This is a genomic window from Enterobacter sp. BIDMC 27 (genome assembly GCF_000534415.1).
GTDB lineage: Bacteria > Pseudomonadota > Gammaproteobacteria > Enterobacterales > Enterobacteriaceae > Enterobacter > Enterobacter hormaechei_C.
This window is the reverse complement of the sequence record NZ_KI973178.1, coordinates 1,481,499-1,499,873: the sequence shown is the minus strand read 5'-3', so window position 1 is coordinate 1,499,873 and position 18,375 is coordinate 1,481,499. Positions and strand designations below refer to the sequence as shown.

The following is an 18,375-nucleotide window of genomic DNA, read 5'->3' as shown; positions in this document are numbered from 1 at the left end:
GCTGTTTTTTTTAAATTATTGATTTAAATATCAATTCACCCTTTTATGTAAATTTATTGTTATTTGCATCACAAATTATTCACTTCTGATTGCGAAACGAACAGCAAAAGCATAAAACCAGATCATTAACATATTAATGAAATCAAAACCGGACAGCCGGTTTGAGGAGTATGGGAATGAAAGGTACTGTTTTTGCCGTAGCGCTAAACCACCAAAGCCAGCGTGTGGCCTGGGCTGAGGCGTTTGAAAAAGCCCCCTATAACGCGCCGCCAAAAACGGCGGTGTGGTTTATCAAGCCACATAACACTGTTATCCGCGCAGGCGAACCGATTCCCTTCCCGCAGGGAGAAACCGTGTTAAGCGGCGCGACGGTGGCGCTGGTGGTGGGCAAAACCGCCAGCAAAGTACGCGTTGAAGAGGCGGCGGCGTACATCGCCGGCTACGCGCTGGCTAACGAAATCAGCCTGCCGGAAGAGAGCTTCTACCGTCCGGCGATCAAAGCCAAATGCCGGGATGGATTTTGCCCGCTCGGCGAACCTGTCGCCGTTGATAACGTGGATAATCTGACCATCATCACCGAGATCAACGGCCGCGAAGCGGACCACTGGAACACGGTCGATCTGCACCGCAACGCCGCCGAACTGCTGAGCGCCCTGAGCGAATTTGCCACCCTGAACCCCGGCGATGCGATATTGCTCGGCACTCCGCAAAGCCGCGTCGAAGTTCGCCCGGGCGATCGGGTACGTATTCTGGCAGAAGGATTTCCGCCGCTGGAAAACCCGGTGGTGGAGGAACGCGACGTTGCCATCGCTTCGCGCACGCCGCCGCACGCCACGCTGTTTGCCCTCGGTCTGAACTATGCCGACCACGCCAGCGAGCTGGACTTCAAGCCACCCACCGAGCCGCTGGTGTTTATCAAAGCGCCGAATACCTTCAACGGCGACAACCAGACGTCGGTGCGCCCAGACAACATTGAATACATGCATTACGAAGCCGAGCTGGTGGTGGTCATCGGTAAAACCGCGCGTAAGGTCAGCGAAGCCGAGGCGATGGACTATGTTGCGGGCTACACGGTGTGCAACGACTACGCCATCCGCGATTATCTCGAAAACTACTATCGCCCGAACCTGCGGGTGAAAAGCCGCGACGGGCTGACCCCCATCAGTCCGAACGTGGTGCCAAAAGAAGCCATCCCTGACCCGCACAACCTTCGTCTTCGCACCTACGTTAACGGTGAATTGCGTCAGGAAGGCACCACCGCCGATCTCATTTTCAGCATCCCATTCCTGATTGCGTATCTGAGCGATTTTATGACCCTGCAACCGGGCGACATGATTGCCACCGGCACGCCGAAGGGGTTGTCCGACGTGGTACCGGGCGATGAGGTGGTGGTGGAAGTGGAAGGCGTAGGCCGCCTGGTAAACCGAATTGTCAGTGAGGAGACTGCAAAATGAAAAAGATTAACCACTGGATCAACGGGAAAAACGTCGCCGGAAGTGAGTACTTCCACACCACTAACCCGGCCTCCGGCGAAGTGCTGGCAGAAGTGGCCTCAGGCGGCGAAGCCGAAATCCATCAGGCCGTTGCCGCCGCCAAAGAGGCGTTTCCGAAATGGGCCAACCTGCCGATGAAGGAGCGCGCGCGCCTGATGCGTCGCCTGGGGGATCTGATTGACCAGAACGTGCCGGACATTGCCGCGATGGAAACCGCCGACACCGGCCTGCCGATCCACCAGACCAAAAACGTGCTCATTCCGCGCGCCTCGCACAACTTCGAGTTCTTCGCCGAGGTGTGCCAGCAGATGAACGGCAAAACCTACCCGGTCGACGACAAGATGCTCAACTACACCCTGGTGCAGCCGGTGGGTGTCTGCGCGCTGGTGTCGCCGTGGAACGTGCCGTTTATGACCGCCACCTGGAAGGTCGCGCCGTGCCTGGCCTTAGGGAATACCGCGGTGCTGAAGATGTCTGAACTCTCCCCGCTGACCGCCGACCGTCTGGGCGAGCTGGCCCTCGAAGCGGGCATTCCGGCGGGCGTGCTCAACGTGGTGCAGGGCTATGGCGCCACGGCGGGCGACGCGCTGGTGCGTCATCATGACGTGCGTGCCGTCTCCTTCACCGGCGGTACCGCCACCGGGCGCAACATCATGAAAAACGCCGGGCTGAAGAAGTATTCCATGGAACTTGGCGGCAAATCGCCGGTGCTGATTTTTGAAGACGCGGACATTGAGCGCGCGCTGGACGCCGCCCTGTTTACCATCTTCTCCATCAACGGCGAACGCTGCACCGCCGGCTCGCGCATCTTCATCCAGCAGAGCATCTACCCGGAGTTCGTCAAACGCTTTGCCGAGCGCGCCAACCGCCTGCGCGTGGGCGACCCGACCGATCCGAACACCCAGATTGGCGCGCTCATCAGCCAGCAGCACTGGGAAAAAGTCTCCGGCTATATCCGCCTCGGCATTGAAGAGGGGGCAACCCTGCTGGCGGGCGGCCCGGACAAACCGACCGATCTGCCTGCGCACCTGAAAGGCGGCAACTTCCTGCGCCCGACCGTGCTGGCGGATGTCGATAACCGCATGCGCGTGGCGCAGGAGGAGATCTTCGGGCCAGTGGCCTGCCTGCTGCCGTTTAAGGATGAAGCGGAAGGCCTGCGCCTGGCGAACGACGTGGAGTACGGCCTGGCATCTTACATCTGGACCCAGGACGTCAGCAAAGTGCTGCGTCTGGCGCGCAGCATCGAAGCGGGCATGGTGTTCGTCAACACCCAGAACGTGCGCGACCTGCGCCAGCCGTTTGGCGGCGTGAAGGCCTCCGGCACCGGGCGTGAGGGCGGCGAGTACAGCTTCGAGGTCTTCGCGGAGATGAAAAACGTCTGCATCTCCATGGGCGACCATCCGATTCCAAAGTGGGGGATCTGATCATGGGAAAATTAGCGTTAGCGGCAAAAATCACACACGTTCCGTCAATGTATCTCTCTGAACTGCCGGGCAAAAACCACGGCTGCCGCCAGTCGGCCATCGACGGGCATAAAGAGATCAGCAAGCGCTGCCGCGAGCTGGGCGTGGACACCATTATCGTCTTCGACACCCACTGGCTGGTGAACAGCGCGTATCACATCAACTGCGCGGACCATTTTTCGGGCGTCTACACCAGCAACGAGCTGCCGCATTTTATTCGCGATATGACCTACGACTACAACGGCAACCCGGAACTCGGCCAGCTGATTGCCGACGAAGCGGTGAAGCTTGGCGTTCGCGCCAAGGCGCACAACATCCCGAGCCTGAAGCTGGAGTACGGCACGCTGGTGCCGATGCGCTACATGAACGCGGATAAGCACTTCAAAGTGATCTCCATCTCGGCGTTCTGCACGGTTCACGACTTCGCCGACAGCCGCAGGCTGGGCGAGGCCATCATCAGTGCCATCGAAAAATACGACGGCACCGTGGCGGTGCTTGCCAGCGGCTCGCTCTCGCACCGCTTTATCGACGACCAGCGCGCGGAGGAAGGGATGAACAGCTACACCCGCGAGTTTGACCGCCAGATGGACGAGCGCGTGGTGAAGCTGTGGCGCGAGGGGCAGTTCAAGGAGTTTTGCAGCATGCTGCCGGAGTACGCCGACTACTGCTACGGCGAGGGCAACATGCACGACACGGTGATGCTGCTGGGGATGCTCGGCTGGGAAAAATACGACGGTAAGGTGGAGTTTCTCACCGAGCTGTTCGCCAGCTCCGGCACCGGCCAGGTCAACGCCGTTTTCCCGCTGCCCGCGTAAGGAGCCACCATGCCGCATTTTATTGCTGAATGTACCGACAACATCCGCGAGCAGGCCGACCTGCCAGGGCTGTTCGCCAAAGTGAACGAGGCGCTCGCCGCCACGGGCATCTTCCCCATCGGCGGTATCCGCAGCCGCGCCCACTGGCTGGACACCTGGCAGATGGCAGACGGTAAGCACGATTACGCCTTTGTGCATATGACGCTGAAGATTGGCGCGGGGCGCAGCCTGGAAAGCCGGAAAGAGGTCGGTGAAATGCTGTTTGCGCTGATCAAAACGCATTTTGCAGAGCTGATGGCCGCCCGCTATCTGGCGCTGTCGTTCGAGCTCGACGAGCTGCACCCGACGCTTAATTACAAGCAGAACAACGTGCACGCGTTGTTTAAGTAGCCGTTTGCTAGCCCGGTGGCGCTGCGCTTACCGGGCCTACAACGGCCCCAAACCGTAGGCCGGGTAAGCGCAGCGCCACCCGGCAACAGCAGCACCGAACCGTAGGCCGGGTAAGCGAAGCGCCACCCGGCAACAGCCGCACAAAGGATACGCCATGCTCGACAAACACACCCATACCCTGATCGCCCACCGCCTGCATCAGGCGGAACAATCCCGGGAGCAGATCCGCGCGATCTCGCTGGAGTACCCGGAGATCACCATTGAAGACGCCTACGCCGTCCAGCGCGAATGGGTGAGCCTGAAAATCGCCGAAGGCCGCGTGCTGAAAGGCCACAAGATCGGCCTCACCTCCAAAGCGATGCAGGCCAGCTCGCAGATCAGCGAGCCGGACTACGGCGCGCTGCTGGACGATATGTTCTTCCACGACGGCAGCGACATCCCCGTGGATCGCTTTATCGTCCCGCGCATCGAAGTGGAGCTGGCCTTCGTGCTGGCAAAACCGCTGCGCGGCCCGAACTGCACAATCTTCGACGTCTACAACGCCACGGATTACGTCATCCCCGCCCTGGAGCTGATCGACGCCCGCTGCCATAACGTTGACCCGGAAACCCAGCGCCCGCGCAAGGTGTTCGACACCATCTCCGATAACGCCGCCAACGCGGGCGTGATCCTCGGCGGCCGCCCGATTAAACCCGACGAGCTGGATCTGCGCTGGATCTCCGCCCTGCTCTACCGCAACGGCGTGATCGAAGAGACCGGGGTCGCCGCAGGCGTGCTTAACCACCCGGCAAACGGCGTGGCGTGGCTGGCGAACAAACTCGCGCCATACGACGTGCAGCTTGAGCCAGGCCAGATCATCCTCGGCGGCTCGTTTACCCGCCCGGTTGCCGCCAGCAGAGGCGACACCTTCCACGTCGACTACGGCAACATGGGCTCGATTAGCTGCCGCTTTGTGTAGGAGTGCACCATGGAAAACGCATTTAAGACCGCGCTGAAAGCCGGAAAGCCACAAATCGGCCTGTGGCTGGGGCTGACCAGCAGCTACAGCGCTGAGCTACTGGCCGGGGCCGGTTTTGACTGGCTGCTGATCGACGGGGAGCACGCGCCGAACAGCGTGCAGACCGTCCTGACTCAGCTCCAGGCCATCGCCCCTTATCCCAGCCAGCCGGTGGTGCGCCCATCGTGGAACGATCCGGTGCAGATCAAGCAGCTGCTGGACGTGGGGGCGCAAACCCTGCTGGTGCCGATGGTGCAAAACGCCGACGAAGCCCGTCTGGCGGTCAGCGCCACCCGCTATCCGCCTGCCGGCATTCGCGGCGTCGGCAGCGCGCTGGCGCGGGCGTCGCGCTGGAACCGCATCCCGGAGTATCTGCATCAGGCTAACGACGCCATGTGCGTGCTGGTGCAAATCGAAACTCGCGAGGCGCTGAAAAACCTGCCGCAGATCCTGGACGTGGAAGGGGTGGACGGCGTGTTTATCGGCCCGGCGGATCTGAGCGCCGACATGGGCTTCGCCGGTAATCCGCAGCACCCGGAGGTGCAGGCCGCCATTGAACAGGCGATCGCGCAGATCCTCAGCGCGGGCAAAGCGCCCGGCATCCTGATGGCGAATGAACAGCTGGCAAAACGCTATCTCAGCCTCGGCGCGTTGTTTGTCGCGGTCGGCGTGGATACCACCCTGCTCGCCCGCAGCGCCGAAGCGCTGGCGGCCCGCTTTACCGACGTCACCACAGCAGTTGATAACAATAAATCCGTCTACTAAACGTACGATGTGGAGCGCAACATGACGACCTCAACCCTGCATAATAAAGCTGTTGAACATCGCGTTATTAATAAGCTGTTCCGTCGTTTGATCGTGTTTCTTTTTATCCTGTTTGTTTTCTCGTTTCTCGATCGCATCAACATCGGCTTTGCCGGGCTGACGATGGGCAAAGATCTGGGCCTCACGTCAACCATGTTTGGCCTGGCCGCGACGCTGTTTTACGTGACCTACGTGCTGTGCGGTATCCCCAGCAACATCATGCTGGCGAAGGTCGGCGCCCGCCGCTGGATCGCCGGGATCATGGTGGTGTGGGGCATCGCCTCTACCTGCACCATGTTCGCCACCAGCCCCGAAACGCTCTACGTCCTGCGCATGCTGGTGGGCATTGCCGAAGCCGGTTTCCTGCCGGGCATTCTGGTCTATCTCACCTGGTGGTTCCCGGCGTATCACCGCGCCCGCGCCAACGCGCTGTTTATGATCGCCATGCCGGTGACCATGATGCTCGGCTCGATCCTCTCCGGGTACATTCTGGCGATGGACGGGCTGTGGAACCTGAAGGGCTGGCAGTGGCTGTTCCTGCTGGAGGGGCTGCCATCGGTGGTGCTCGGCGTGGTGACCTGGTTCTACCTTAACGACACCCCGGATCAGGCCACCTGGCTGGATGATGACGAAAAGCAGGCACTCAAAACGATGATCGCCCGCGAACAGGAGCTGGCCATTGCGCACGCCGCCACGCCGCGCTCGACGCTGCGCGAGGTGCTGACGCCCGCCGTGCTGCTCTACACGCTGGCCTACTTCTGCCTGACGAATACGCTGAGCGCGATCAACATCTGGACGCCGCAGATCCTGCAAAGCTTCAACACCGGCAGCAGCAATATCGTGATTGGCCTGCTGGCGGCGATCCCGCAGTTTTGCACCATCCTCGGGATGATCTGGTGGAGCCGCCGCTCCGACAGGCTGAAAGAGCGAAAAAAGCACACCATCCTGCCGTATCTGTTTGCAGCGGCGGGATGGATGCTGGCCTCGGCGACCGATCACAGCCTGATCCAGCTGCTTGGCATCATCATGGCCTCAACCGGATCGTTTACCGCCATGGCGATATTCTGGACCACGCCGGATCAGGTTATTAGCCTGCAATCCCGCGCGGTGGCGCTGGCGGTGATCAACGCCATCGGCAACGTCGGGTCTGCCGTCAGCCCATTGCTGATAGGTATTTTGCGCGACGCGACCGGCAGCTTCAGCTCGGGACTGTGGTTCGTGGCGGGTCTGCTGGTGGTGGGCGCGCTGGTACTGACGCGCATTCCGATGACGCAGCGGGATCAACAGAGGAACGATCATGTGCCAGAGCCCCATCGCCAACATTGATATCAGCAAGGATTACGACGAAAGTCTGGGCACCGACGATGTGCACTACCAGTCGTTCGCCCGCATGGCGGCCTTTTTTGGCCGCGACATGCAGGCGCACCGCCACGACCAGTATTTTCAGATGCATTTTCTCGACACCGGGCAGATTGAGCTCCAGCTCGACGACCACCGTTACTCGGTGCAGGCGCCGCTGTTCGTGCTAACGCCACCGTCGGTGCCGCACGCGTTTATTACCGAATCCGACAGCGACGGCCACGTGCTGACGGTGCGCGAGGATCTCATCTGGCCGCTGTTAGAAGTGCTCTACCCCGGTACGCGGGAAGCGTTCGGCCTGCCGGGGATCTGCCTGTCGCTTGCCGACAGGCCTGACGAGCTGGCGGCGCTGAAGCACTACTGGCAGCTGATTGCCCGGGAATCCACGGAACAACTGGCCGGTCGCGAGCATACGCTGGTCCTGCTGGCCCAGGCCGTTTTTACCCTGCTGCTGCGCAACGCGAAGCTCGACGACCACGCGTCAGGCGGCATGCGCGGTGAGCTGAAGCTTTTTCAGCGCTTTAACCAGCTGACAGATGCTCATTACCACGAGCACTGGACGGTTCCGGAGTATGCCAGCGAATTGCATCTCACCGAATCTCGCCTGACCGATATCTGTCGCCGCTTCGCCAACCGCTCGCCGAAACGGCTGATCTTCGACCGCCAGCTGCGGGAAGCCAGGCGTTTGCTGCTGTTTTCCGACAGCACAGTGAGCGAAATTGCCTGGCAGCTGGGGTTTAAAGATCCGGCCTATTTCGCCCGTTTTTTTAACCGACTGACGGGGTGCTCACCCAGCGCATACCGAGCGCAGAAAGTACCGGTTTCCTGAACGCATAACGGTTCGTAGGGCGGGTAAGCGCAGCGCCACCCGCCGAAAAGCCGCACAGATCACAAAACCACCTCTCACCCGAAAAGTACCTGCCGTTGTCCCAATCGTCCCTTCACGTTCCGCCCGTCTCAAGCTTCAATTAAACAACAAAAACAAAACATAAATTTAACAACCATCTTCCGATACGAGGTCCCTATGAAGCCTGAAGATTTCCGCGCTGATGCCAAACGTCCGTTAACCGGTGAAGAGTATTTAAAAAGCCTGCAAGATGGCCGTGAGATTTATATCTACGGCGAGCGCGTTAAGGACGTCACTACCCACCCGGCATTTCGCAATGCGGCGGCGTCCATCGCCCAGATGTACGATGCCCTGCACAAGCCAGACATGCAGGATACCCTCTGCTGGGGTACCGATACAGGCAGCGGCGGCTACACCCATAAATTCTTCCGCGTGGCGAAAAGTGCCGACGATCTGCGCCAGCAGCGTGACGCCATCGCCGAGTGGTCGCGCCTGAGCTACGGCTGGATGGGGCGTACGCCGGATTACAAAGCCGCGTTCGGCTGCGCGCTCGGCGCTAACCCTGCCTTCTACGGTCAGTTCGAGCAGAACGCCCGCAACTGGTACACCCGTATTCAGGAAACCGGCCTGTACTTTAACCACGCCATCGTCAACCCGCCGATCGATCGCCATAAACCGGCGGACGAGGTGAAAGACGTTTACATCAAGCTGGAGAAAGAGACCGACGCCGGGATCATCGTCAGCGGCGCGAAAGTGGTGGCCACCAACTCGGCATTGACCCACTACAACATGATCGGCTTCGGCTCTGCGCAGGTGATGGGCGAAAACCCGGACTTCGCGCTGATGTTCGTCGCGCCGATGGATGCCGAAGGGGTGAAGCTGATCTCCCGCGCCTCTTACGAGATGGTGGCAGGGGCGACAGGCTCTCCGTACGACTACCCGCTCTCCAGCCGCTTTGATGAGAACGACGCCATTCTGGTAATGGATCATGTGCTGATCCCGTGGGAAAACGTGCTGATCTACCGCGATTTCGACCGCTGCCGTCGCTGGACGATGGAAGGTGGCTTCGCCCGCATGTACCCGCTTCAGGCCTGCGTGCGTCTGGCAGTGAAGCTCGACTTCATCACCGCTCTGCTGAAGAAGTCGCTGGAGTGTACCGGCACCCTCGAGTTCCGCGGCGTGCAGGCGGATCTCGGCGAAGTGGTGGCATGGCGCAACATGTTCTGGGCGCTGAGCGACTCCATGTGCTCCGAAGCCACTCCGTGGGTAAACGGCGCGTATCTGCCTGACCACGCGGCGTTACAGACCTACCGCGTGATGGCGCCAATGGCCTATGCGAAGATCAAGAACATCATCGAACGTAACGTGACCTCCGGGCTGATCTACCTGCCGTCCAGCGCGCGGGACCTGAACAACCCGCAGATCGACCAGTACCTGGCGAAGTACGTGCGCGGCTCCAACGGGATGGATCATGTCGAACGCATCAAGATTCTGAAACTGATGTGGGATGCCATCGGCAGCGAGTTTGGCGGACGTCACGAGCTGTACGAAATCAACTACTCCGGTAGCCAGGATGAGATCCGCCTGCAATGCCTGCGTCAGGCGCAAAGCTCAGGCAACATGGACAAGATGATGGCGATGGTTGACCGCTGCATGTCCGAGTACGACCAGCACGGCTGGACCGTACCGCACCTGCACAACAACACTGATATCAACATGCTGGATAAGCTGCTGAAATAACGCAGCGGGAGGTTTCAATGCAATCTGAAGAACGCCTGCGTTTTCGCGACGCGATGGCCAGCCTGTCGGCGGCGGTGAATGTGGTCACCACCGAGGGCGATGCGGGTCGCTGCGGCATTACCGCCACCGCCGTCTGTTCGGTCACGGACACCCCGCCTTCGGTCATGGTCTGCATCAACGCCAACAGCGCCATGAACCCGGTCTTCCAGGGCAACGGCAAACTGTGCGTCAACGTGCTGAACCATGAGCAGGAGATCATGGCTCGCCACTTTGCCGGGATGACCGGCATGGCAATGGAGGAGCGCTTTGCTCTATCCTGCTGGCAGAAAGGACCGCTGGCGCAGCCGGTGCTGAAAGGCGCTCTGGCAAGCCTGGAAGGTGAGATAACCCAGGTGCAAACAATCGGCACCCATCTGGTCTACCTTGTGGAGATTAAGAACATCATCCTCAGCAGCGAGGGGCACGGCCTGATCTACTTCAAACGCCGTTTCCACCCGGTGATGATAGAGATGGAAGCCGCAGTTTGATCCCGATGCACAAAAAAACGTTAAGGTTTCCGCAAAGGTGCGCCGTTAACTATCCATAAGATAAATTTTCCGGGGCGGCTGGCGACGTCGTCAGCCGCCCCCTTAACGCTGGAAAGTCTTATGGCCCCTTCACCCCGAAGCCGCTCGGCTGAACGTCTGGTTGAAATCATTATTTCCCTGCACCGCAACGGAAGCGTTAATCGCCGCGATCTGATGCATAAATTTGGCATTACCGAACGCACGGTGTACCGCGATTTACAGGCGCTTTCCCCGATTATTGAACACGACGGCAAAGGGCGCTATCAGCTGCTGCCCGCGTATCAGCCCTGCCGCCGCGCGCACTGCCCTGAAGCAAACGACGAAACCCCGCAGGGTTAGATTATTCTCAGTGATCTCAATCACATATTTTCTTCCGCCGGGGGTGAGCCTTAACCACTTACCCTCGCTTTTGACCGCTCACGCATCGCTTTCAACCACTCACCTATTTACCGTGCTTTACACGCGCGAGGATCTGGCACGATCGCTCCAGCATTAATCAACACCTCCTCACAACGAACCCTGACCCTTTTTTCTTTACTTTACATAAAAAACCAGGTCTTATTATGGATACTAAAAAACTACTTAAGCACGTGCCCTGGGCCATACTCGGGATCATCGGTGCTTTCTGTCTGGCGGTTGTCGCATTACGCCGGGGCGAGCACGTCAGCGCCCTGTGGATCGTGGTCGCGTCGGTTTCCGTCTATCTTGTGGCTTATCGCTACTACAGCTTGTACATCGCGCAGAAGGTCATGAAGCTCGACCCGACGCGCGCCACCCCGGCGGTCATTAACAACGACGGCCTGAACTACGTGCCAACCAACCGTTACGTGCTGTTTGGTCACCACTTCGCCGCCATTGCAGGCGCGGGTCCGCTGGTCGGTCCGGTGCTGGCTGCGCAGATGGGCTACCTGCCGGGTACGCTCTGGCTGCTGGCGGGCGTAGTGCTGGCGGGAGCGGTGCAGGACTTTATGGTGCTGTTTATCTCCTCGCGCCGTAACGGTTCGTCGCTGGGCGAGATGATCAAAGAGGAGATGGGCCGCGTGCCGGGCACCATCGCCCTGTTCGGCTGCTTCCTGATCATGATCATCATCCTGGCGGTGCTGGCCCTGATCGTGGTGAAAGCGCTGGCCGAAAGTCCGTGGGGCGTCTTCACCGTCTGCTCTACCGTACCGATTGCGCTGTTCATGGGCATCTACATGCGCTTCCTGCGCCCTAGCCGCGTTGGCGAGGTGTCGATCATCGGTATCGTGCTGCTGGTCGCCTCCATCTACTTCGGCGGCGTGATTGCGCACGACCCGTACTGGGGTCCGGCGCTGACCTTTAAAGACACCACCATCACCTTCGCGCTGATCGGCTACGCATTCATCTCAGCGCTGCTGCCGGTGTGGCTGATTCTGGCTCCGCGTGACTACCTGGCAACCTTCCTGAAAATCGGCGTTATCGTCGGGCTGGCCATTGGTATTGTGATCATCAACCCGGAGCTGAAAATGCCGGCGGTGACGCAGTACATTGACGGTACCGGTCCGCTGTGGAAAGGCGCCCTGTTCCCGTTCCTGTTTATCACCATTGCCTGCGGTGCCGTGTCTGGCTTCCACGCGCTGATCGCCTCCGGCACCACGCCGAAGCTGATGGCCAACGAAACCGACGCGCGCTTCATCGGTTACGGCGCGATGCTGATGGAATCCTTCGTGGCGATCATGGCGCTGGTTGCGGCGTCGATTATCGAGCCTGGCCTGTACTTTGCGATGAACACCCCGCCGGCGGGTCTCGGCATTACCATGCCAAACCTGCATGAGATGGGCGGCGAAAATACCGCGCTGATCCTGGCACAGCTGAAAGACGCCAGCGCGCACGCGGCGGCGACCGTCAGCTCCTGGGGCTTCGTGATTTCGCCCGAGCAGATCATGCAGACAGCGAAAGACATCGGCGAACCGTCCGTGCTGAACCGCGCAGGTGGCGCGCCAACGCTGGCGGTGGGTATCGCACACGTGTTCCACAAAGTGCTGCCGTGGGCGGACATGGGCTTCTGGTACCACTTCGGCATTCTGTTTGAAGCGCTGTTCATCCTCACCGCGCTGGATGCCGGTACGCGTGCAGGCCGCTTCATGTTGCAGGATCTGCTGGGTAACTTCGTGCCATTCCTGAAGAAAACCGACTCTCTGGTGGCCGGCGTTCTGGGCACTGCGGGCTGCGTAGGCCTGTGGGGTTATCTGCTGTATCAGGGCGTTGTTGACCCGCTGGGCGGCGTGAAGAGCCTGTGGCCGCTGTTCGGTATCTCTAACCAGATGCTGGCGGCTGTGGCCCTGGTGCTGGGTACCGTTGTCCTCGTGAAGATGAAACGCACCAAATACATCTGGGTCACCGTGGTGCCTGCGCTGTGGCTGCTGCTCTGCACTACCTGGGCGCTGGGTCTGAAACTGTTCAGCACCAACCCGCAGCTGGAAGGCTTCTTCTTCATGGCTAACCAGTACAAAGAGAAGATTGCCGCAGGCGGCGCGGATCTGACCGCGCAGCAGATTGCCAACATGAACCATATCGTGGTGAACAACTACACCAACGCGGGTCTGAGCATTCTGTTCCTGGTGGTGGTGTACAGCATTATCTTCTACGGCATCAAAACCTGGATGAAAGTGCGTAACGTTGAGGGCCGTACGGACAAAGAGACCCCGTACGTACCGGTGCCGGAAGGCGGCGTGAAGACCTCCTCACACCATTAATTAAGCATGTTACTGTAGGCCCGGTAAGCGTAGCGCCACCGGGCTTCTTCTATCTGGAACCCTCAATGTTTGGTAACTTAGGCGAAGCAAAAAAATACCTCGGTCAGGCGGCGAAAATGCTGATTGGCATTCCGGACTATGACAACTACGTTGAGCATATGAAGACCAACCATCCGGATAAGCCGTACATGACCTACACTGAATTCTTCCGCGAGCGCCAGGAAGCGCGCTACGGCGGAAGTGGAGAAGGCGGCGTCCGCTGCTGCTAAAGGAGAAACCATGACCCCGATTGCCGTTACCCTGCTGACCGGTTTCCTCGGCGCCGGTAAAACCACCCTGCTGCGCCACATTCTGAACGAGCAGCACGGCTTCAAAATCGCCGTCATCGAAAACGAATTTGGCGAAGTCTCCGTTGACGATCAGCTGATTGGCGACCGCGCCACCCAGATCAAAACCCTGACCAACGGCTGCATCTGCTGCACCCGCTCTAACGAATTAGAAGACGCCCTGCTGGACCTGCTCGACAGCCGCGATCGCGGTGACATCGACTTCGACCGACTGGTGATCGAGTGCACCGGCATGGCCGACCCCGGCCCGATTATTCAGACCTTTTTCTCCCATGAGATCCTCTGCCAGCGCTACCTGCTGGACGGCGTCATCGCTCTGGTGGATGCGGTACACGCCGACGAGCAGATGAACCAGTTCACCATCGCCCAGTCCCAGGTTGGCTACGCCGACCGCATCCTGCTGACCAAAACCGACGTGGCGGGTGAAAGTGAAAAACTGCGCGAGCGCCTGACGCGCATCAACTCGCGTGCGCCCATTTACACGGTGACGCATGGCGATATCGATCTCGCTCAGCTGTTCAACACCAACGGCTTTATGCTGGAAGAGAACGTCACCGCGAAACCGCGCTTCCACTTTATGTCCGACAAGCAAAACGACGTGACGTCGATTGTGGTGGAGCTGGACTACCCGGTGGACATCAGCGAGGTCTCCCGCGTGATGGAGAACCTGCTGCTGTCATTTGCCGACAAGCTGCTGCGCTATAAAGGGATGCTGTGGATCGACGGCGAGCCGAACCGCCTGCTGTTCCAGGGCGTGCAGCGCCTGTACAGCGCCGACTGGGATCGCCCGTGGGACGATGAAGCGCCGCACAGCGTGATGGTGTTTATTGGAATACAGCTGCCGGAAGAGGAAATTCGGGCAGCGTTTGCGGGGCTGAAGAAATAACCGCACCGATTATCCCCTCTCCCCCGCGGGGAGAGGGTTAGGGTGAGGGGGAACTTATTTCAACGCCTCCGGCAGCGTCACAATCCACAGCTCGCTGTCGGACTCCGGTTTCTTCAACGGCTTCACGCTGAGGGTGGTTTCAACCGGTTTGTCATCCAGCTTCAGCGCCCCCTGCGCGTTCACCCGATAATCCTTGAGCTTCTTGCCTTCGACTGGCTTCTGCATCGCCACCTTCACGCCAAAGTCATTATCGTTCGCCACTGCCAGCGTTTTGCTGTCAATCAGCGCCAGCCCTTCGGCCTTTTCCTGCTGCCAGCCCAGCGCACGCAGATCGACCACCTGCGTTTTTTCCGCAAGCGTGATGCCGCGCTGCGCCAGCGTTTTCTCATCATCAAACTCCGGGTATTCGCCCGGCTTGTCGAAGGCCGCCAGATCGCTCGCCTTGCTCAGATCAACCCTGTAGATGAGGTTACGCATTGCGTCATTTTTATCCTCGCCCTGTTCAATCAGCAGGATGGTGTGGTTATCCAGCGCCACTATGTCGCCGATTTTAGCGTCGCTGTTTTTGCTGTAGGCCGCGCTGTCGACAGGGTAGCCGTACATCGCGGTTTTCCCGGTCGCCGGATCGAAGCTCACCAGACGCGTAAACAGCGCCTGTTTTTTGCTCTTCCCGTCGATATCCAGCGTGCTTTGCACGGCGGCGATAATGCGTCCGTCCGGCATGCGGGTCAGCCCTTCAAAGCCCCGGTTTGCCTGACGCCATTTGATAACGTTTGGCAGACCACCTGCGATGGCTTTCTCCCCTTCCGTCGCCTGCGGGCCGTGGATCGCGAGGATTTTCCCTTTCCCGTCGATGTTAATCAGGAACGGGCCATACTCATCGCACAGCCAGTAGCCGCCCTTCCCGTCCGGCGTGATGCCTTCCGTATCCAGCCCGCGGTTATCGCCTTTCAGCACTTTTAAGGTGTCGCTTAGCGCGACTTCATTGGTAGATCCAATCACGCCGCTTTGCAGCGGCAGGCCGTTGATCTCGCCTTTATCATCATGCAGCGGTCGCGCGTCCACGGCCTCCGCTTTGCCGTTTAGCACACGGATCGTCATCAGCAGCGGGGCGAAATCCGGGGTAACAAAGATTTTGGCATCGTTTTTCCCCATTTTTGGCGAATCCGCGTTAGGACCGCGATCGGTCACGGTCGCAAACGTCAGCGCATCGCCCTGCTTGCCCGTGAATAACAAACCCGAACCAATCCCCACCGGGAGCCCGTTCGGGAATGCGCTGGCAAACGCACCGCTGTATTTGACATGCGCGCCTTCGGGAAAGCTGACGACGTAGCGCTCCGCGGTTGGCTGTGCCGCCAGGCCAGAGAAAGAGAGCGCACAACCGACTAGCACAGGAATAATTTTTCTTTTCATATTGTTAGCATCCAGTAAGTGAAGCCAACAACGTAATGAAGAAAGGTGTCAGAAAAATGACATGTAATGGCAACGAAGCGGCGCGTACGGACGTATATCAATCACCAGAAATGTAAACCTCTGTCTTTATCTGTGTCAGCTGAAATACTTTTGGAAATTATTAGAAACCCAATTAATTCATGGCGAAGGACTATTTGCGCCTCGTTCATTTTACGTTTAGCCAGGAATGTAAACTGTCCCTAAACGCGAATGTATTGGACATTGACGATTTGCCATATAAACAACTCATCAACATTTACCATTCAAAAACCCAACACAAACAGCATATAAATGCGATACATATCACATTTGCAGTCATAAACATCGCTTGTTAAGGTGCCCTCAGATTAATTTAATGACGAGGAAACACTCATGAAAAAACTTAACATCCTGATCCTTTCTGCTCTGACCGCCGTATCGGGCTCCGCACTGGCCATGGGTGGCAGCATTGAGCAGGGTAAAAACTTTACTAACCTCAATCTGGAAATGGGGAAATCCTCATCCGGCCTGTATGCGGAGAGCAACTGGCTGAAAAACACCGATGACGGTACCCAGACCGGCGGCGTTGGGGCAGGCTACAACCTGGAAGTGGGTCCGGTGATGCTGAATGCTGGCGCGAAAGCCATCTACATCGGCCCGAAAAAAGGCGATAACGGCGTGGCATTCCCGATTGGCGGCGGCGTTAACGTTGCGCTTACGGACAGCATTCACGTGTTTGGTGAAGGTTATGTGGCGCCAGACGGCCTGAACAACAGCGTGAAGAACTATGTTGAAGCTAACGGCGGCGTAAGCTGGACGCCAGTCAAACCTGTCACGCTGAAAGTGGGCTATCGCCACGTGAGCGTAGACGGTAAAGACGGTCGTCCAAACCACACGCTGATCGATGGTGCATATGTAGGCGGTGGAGTGTCCTTCTAAGCCTGTTTGCGCGTTTCGCCCGGCGGCGCTACGCTTGCACGGGCCTACAATGAAGGGTGCAATGTATTAAAATTATTGCACATTGTAGGCCGGGTAAGCGCAGCGCCACCCGGCAAGAAAGGCGATGCGACCGTTAATAAAAAACCTGCCGGATGGCAGGTTTTTTTTATTACCGCATTACTTGCGAACGACCACCAGCTTCTGGTTCACAAACTCTTTGATCCCCAGGTCCGACAGCTCGCGTCCGTAACCCGAACGTTTTACGCCGCCGAACGGCAGCTCTGCCGCAGTGTCGGTGAGCCAGTTGATGTACACCATCCCGGTCTCAATGCGCGACGCCATTTTCTTCGCGCGCTCGATGTTCTGGCTGAACACCGCGCCGCCCAGACCGTAGTGGGAATCGTTAGCCAGTGCGACCGCTTCGTCGTCGCTTTTCACCACGTAAACCTGCGCTACCGGACCGAAGAACTCCTCGAAGTACGCCGGATTATCGCGCGAGATATGTGTCAGGATGGTCGGCTCAAAGAAGCTTCCGTCACGCTGAACCGGCTTGCCGCCATGGTGCAGCTTCGCGCCATTTTTCACCGCCTCGTTAACCTGTTTAGTTAGCGTCTCCAGCGCGTCTTTGGATGACAAAGGCCCCAGCGTGGTGCTTTCGTCCAGCGGATCGCCAATTTTCACCTGCTTAAACGCCTCGGTGAATTTGCTCAGGAAGGCGTCTGCAATCTTTTCATGCAGGATAAAGCGCTTCGCCGCGGTACAGACCTGCCCGGCATTGTTCAGCCGCGCGTTAACGCCGATCTTCACGGCTTTATCCAGGTCGGCATCGTCCAGCACCACGAAGACATCGTTCCCGCCCAGTTCCAGGGTCGATTTTTTGAGGTGCTTCGCAGCCTGTGCCGCAACCACGCTACCCGCTTTTTCTGAACCGGTCAGCGCCGCCCCCTGTACGCGATCGTCGGCGATAATGTTCGCCACCTGTTCGGACGAGATAAACAGGTTGGTCCACGCCCCTTCCGGCGCGCCCGCTTCACGTACCAGTTGTGCAAAGGTCTCTGCACAGTGCGGCACGATGCTGGCGTGCTTGGCGATCACCGGGTTGCCCGCTGCCAGGTTTGGCGCCAGAACGCGCATCAGCTGATAGTACGGGAAGTTCCATGGCTCGACGGCCATCAGCACGCCGATGGGGTGATGTTCAACCCATGCTTCCCCGAGTTCAGAGTCATACTTCACCGGGGCCAGGAACTGCTTCGCGTTGTCCGCATAGTAGCGGGCGATTTGCGCGCACAGCTTCACTTCGCCGCGGCTTTGTTCGATGAGCTTACCCATCTCCTGACTGGCGATTTTCGCCAGATCCTCCACGCGTTCGTCGATCAGGTCCGCCAGCTTATGCAGCACCGGCAGGCGCTGGCTTATGTCGCCTTTCGCCCAGTCGGAATGATAGAGCGCATCGGCTGCCTTCAGCGCCGCTTCAACGTCTGCGTCAGTGTGAGAGGGATATTCTTTGATGAGCTGGTTCGTGGCAGGATTTACTGTCTGATAAGCCATATCGAATCTCCTTGTTTTACCGCTTAGGGTATT

Annotated in this window: 17 protein-coding genes; 15 read left to right on the top strand and 2 right to left on the bottom strand. The window is 58.7% G+C overall.

The features are described 5' to 3' along the window. Window positions 1-176: 176 nt before the first annotated feature. The 14 genes from hpaG (at window position 177) to yjiA (ending at window position 14,424) form a co-directional block, all read left to right on the top strand. Window positions 177-1,454, top strand: coding sequence for a 4-hydroxyphenylacetate degradation bifunctional isomerase/decarboxylase (gene hpaG / locus L463_RS15420; RefSeq protein WP_032673115.1), 1,278 nt, complete (start codon window positions 177-179; stop codon window positions 1,452-1,454). After that, window positions 1,451-2,917, top strand: coding sequence for a 5-carboxymethyl-2-hydroxymuconate semialdehyde dehydrogenase (gene hpaE, locus L463_RS15425; protein WP_023303046.1), 1,467 nt, complete (start codon window positions 1,451-1,453; stop codon window positions 2,915-2,917). The genes hpaG and hpaE overlap by 4 nt, the downstream gene beginning before the upstream one ends. A gap of 2 nt (window positions 2,918-2,919) precedes the next feature. Beyond that, entirely contained in the window at window positions 2,920-3,771 is an 852-nt protein-coding gene (gene hpaD, locus L463_RS15430) for a 3,4-dihydroxyphenylacetate 2,3-dioxygenase (RefSeq protein ID WP_032103063.1), read from the top strand. A gap of 9 nt (window positions 3,772-3,780) precedes the next feature. Continuing rightward, entirely contained in the window at window positions 3,781-4,161 is a 381-nt protein-coding gene (locus tag L463_RS15435) for a 5-carboxymethyl-2-hydroxymuconate Delta-isomerase (protein WP_015572594.1), read from the top strand. A 154-nt stretch (window positions 4,162-4,315) separates the two neighbouring features. Further along, entirely contained in the window at window positions 4,316-5,119 is an 804-nt protein-coding gene (gene hpaH / locus L463_RS15440; RefSeq protein ID WP_015572593.1) for a 2-oxo-hept-4-ene-1,7-dioate hydratase, read from the top strand. A 9-nt stretch (window positions 5,120-5,128) separates the two neighbouring features. Then, the gene (gene hpaI, locus L463_RS15445) at window positions 5,129-5,923 is read left to right on the top strand and encodes a 4-hydroxy-2-oxoheptanedioate aldolase (protein WP_015572592.1); all 795 of its coding nucleotides are present in this window, start codon (window positions 5,129-5,131) and stop codon (window positions 5,921-5,923) included. A gap of 21 nt (window positions 5,924-5,944) precedes the next feature. After that, window positions 5,945-7,288, top strand: coding sequence for a 4-hydroxyphenylacetate permease (hpaX, locus tag L463_RS15450; RefSeq protein WP_015572591.1), 1,344 nt, complete (start codon window positions 5,945-5,947; stop codon window positions 7,286-7,288). Next, window positions 7,260-8,150 (top strand): 4-hydroxyphenylacetate catabolism regulatory protein HpaA, encoded by an 891-nt coding sequence (gene hpaA / locus L463_RS15455; RefSeq protein ID WP_023295874.1) that lies wholly within the window; start codon window positions 7,260-7,262, stop codon window positions 8,148-8,150. The genes hpaX and hpaA overlap by 29 nt, the downstream gene beginning before the upstream one ends. 195 nt (window positions 8,151-8,345) lie before the next feature. Beyond that, the gene (hpaB, locus tag L463_RS15460; protein WP_010427196.1) at window positions 8,346-9,908 is read left to right on the top strand and encodes a 4-hydroxyphenylacetate 3-monooxygenase, oxygenase component; all 1,563 of its coding nucleotides are present in this window, start codon (window positions 8,346-8,348) and stop codon (window positions 9,906-9,908) included. A gap of 17 nt (window positions 9,909-9,925) precedes the next feature. Further along, the gene (locus L463_RS15465; protein WP_032104671.1) at window positions 9,926-10,435 is read left to right on the top strand and encodes a 4-hydroxyphenylacetate 3-monooxygenase reductase subunit; all 510 of its coding nucleotides are present in this window, start codon (window positions 9,926-9,928) and stop codon (window positions 10,433-10,435) included. 120 nt (window positions 10,436-10,555) lie between these two features. After that, window positions 10,556-10,813 (top strand): DeoR family transcriptional regulator, encoded by a 258-nt coding sequence (locus L463_RS15470; protein WP_032104670.1) that lies wholly within the window; start codon window positions 10,556-10,558, stop codon window positions 10,811-10,813. Between the two features lie 224 nt (window positions 10,814-11,037). After that, window positions 11,038-13,191, top strand: a complete 2,154-nt coding sequence (locus tag L463_RS15475; protein ID WP_032104669.1) for a carbon starvation CstA family protein — start codon at window positions 11,038-11,040, stop codon at window positions 13,189-13,191. A gap of 65 nt (window positions 13,192-13,256) precedes the next feature. Next, complete coding sequence (locus tag L463_RS15480; protein ID WP_003856610.1) at window positions 13,257-13,460, top strand: YbdD/YjiX family protein; 204 nt, start codon at window positions 13,257-13,259, stop codon at window positions 13,458-13,460. Between the two features lie 10 nt (window positions 13,461-13,470). After that, the gene (gene yjiA / locus L463_RS15485) at window positions 13,471-14,424 is read left to right on the top strand and encodes a GTPase (protein ID WP_032104667.1); all 954 of its coding nucleotides are present in this window, start codon (window positions 13,471-13,473) and stop codon (window positions 14,422-14,424) included. Window positions 14,425-14,478: 54 nt separating this feature from the next. On the opposite strand, the gene L463_RS15490 is transcribed toward yjiA, so the two are convergent. Further along, on the bottom strand, window positions 14,479-15,837 hold the full coding sequence (locus L463_RS15490) for an esterase-like activity of phytase family protein (RefSeq protein ID WP_032104666.1): 1,359 nt from the start codon (window positions 15,835-15,837) through the stop codon (window positions 14,479-14,481). Window positions 15,838-16,248: 411 nt separating this feature from the next. Here L463_RS15490 and L463_RS15495 point away from each other — a divergent pair, with 411 nt between their 5' ends. After that, window positions 16,249-16,794 carry a YfaZ family outer membrane protein gene (locus L463_RS15495; protein ID WP_006810254.1) on the top strand — a complete coding sequence of 182 codons (546 nt, stop codon included), beginning with the start codon at window positions 16,249-16,251 and terminating at the stop codon, window positions 16,792-16,794. A 177-nt stretch (window positions 16,795-16,971) separates the two neighbouring features. Here L463_RS15495 and L463_RS15500 read toward each other — a convergent pair whose 3' ends face one another. Then, on the bottom strand, window positions 16,972-18,342 hold the full coding sequence (locus L463_RS15500; protein ID WP_017694568.1) for an NAD-dependent succinate-semialdehyde dehydrogenase: 1,371 nt from the start codon (window positions 18,340-18,342) through the stop codon (window positions 16,972-16,974). Window positions 18,343-18,375: the final 33 nt, after the last annotated feature.